The 1,529-nt window shown below is 57.2% G+C and carries 1 protein-coding gene; it reads right to left on the reverse strand.

Translation table 11 applies throughout. The features are described from left to right. On the reverse strand, positions 1-1,529 hold a 1,529-nt coding region (locus ACWGOQ_RS24030; RefSeq protein ID WP_458202897.1), incomplete at both ends, for an autotransporter outer membrane beta-barrel domain-containing protein.

Consider the following 1,529-nt stretch of genomic DNA (forward strand, 5'->3'; position numbering starts at 1 on the left):
GTAGGTCCTTGTGCTCCAGTAGCTCCCGTTGCACCTGTGTTTCCTGTAGGTCCTTGTGCTCCGGTTGCTCCAGTTGCTCCCGTAGCTCCGGTTTGTCCTGTCGGTCCTTGTGCTCCAGTTGCACCTGTGTTTCCTGTTGGTCCTTGTGCTCCCGTTGCTCCAGTTTGTCCTGTATTTCCTGTTGGCCCTTGTGCTCCGATTGCTCCCGTAGCTCCCGTTTGTCCTGTTGGTCCTTGTGCTCCGGTTGCTCCCGTAGCTCCAGTTTGTCCTGTCGGCCCTTGTGCTCCGGTTGCTCCGGTTGCTCCGGTCGTTCCAGTTAGTCCTGTCGGACCTTGTGCTCCGGTTGCTCCAGTTGCACCTGTATTTCCTGTTGGCCCTTGTGCTCCAGTTGCTCCCGTAGCTCCAGTTTGTCCGGTTGCTCCGGTTTGTCCTGTCGGTCCTTGTGCTCCAGTAGCTCCGGTTGCACCTGTATTTCCTGTTGGCCCTTGTGCTCCAGTTGCTCCCGTAGCTCCAGTTTGTCCTGTTGGACCTTGTGCTCCGGTTGCTCCAGTTGCACCAGTTTGTCCTGTAGGTCCCTGTGCTCCAGTTGCTCCCGTAGCTCCAGTTTGTCCTGTCGGCCCTTGTGCTCCAGTTGCTCCGGTTGTTCCAGTTAGTCCTGTCGGACCTTGTGCTCCGGTTGTTCCCGTAGCTCCCGTTTGTCCTGTTGGTCCTTGTGCTCCAGTTGCACCTGTGTTTCCTGTTGGACCTTGTGCTCCAGTTGCTCCAGTTTGTCCTGTCGGCCCTTGTGCTCCAGTTGCTCCCGTTTGTCCTTGTGCTCCGGTTGCTCCGGTTGCTCCGGTTGCTCCGGTTTGTCCTGTCGGTCCTTGTGCTCCAGTAGCTCCAGTTGCACCTGTATTTCCTGTTGGACCTTGTGCTCCAGTTGCTCCCGTTGCACCTGTATTTCCTGTCGGTCCTTGTGCTCCAGTTGCTCCCGTAGCTCCAGTTTGTCCTGTCGGTCCTTGTGCTCCGGTTGCTCCAGTTGCACCTGTATTTCCTGTTGGCCCTTGTGCTCCGGTTGCTCCAGTTGCACCTGTATTTCCTGTTGGTCCTTGTGCTCCGGTTGCTCCCGTTGCACCTGTATTTCCTGTAGGTCCTTGTGCTCCGGTTGCTCCCGTAGCTCCGGTTTGTCCTGTCGGCCCTTGTGCTCCAGTTGCTCCCGTAGCTCCAGTTTGTCCTGTTGGTCCTTGTGCTCCGGTTGCTCCCGTAGCTCCCGTTTGTCCTGTCGGTCCTTGTGCTCCGGTTGCTCCAGTTGCTCCAGTTGCTCCGGTTGTTCCAGTTAGTCCTGTCGGACCTTGTGCTCCGGTTGCTCCAGTTGCACCTGTATTTCCTGTTGGCCCTTGTGCTCCAGTTGCACCTGTATTTCCTGTAGGTCCTTGTGCTCCGGTTGCTCCAGTTGCACCTGTATTTCCTGTAGGTCCTTGTGCTCCGGTTGCTCCCGTAGCTCCGGTTTGTCCTGTTGGCCCTTGTGCTCCAGTTGCTCCGGTTGTTCC

The sequence above is a fragment of the Aquimarina ulvae genome, from assembly GCF_053613295.3.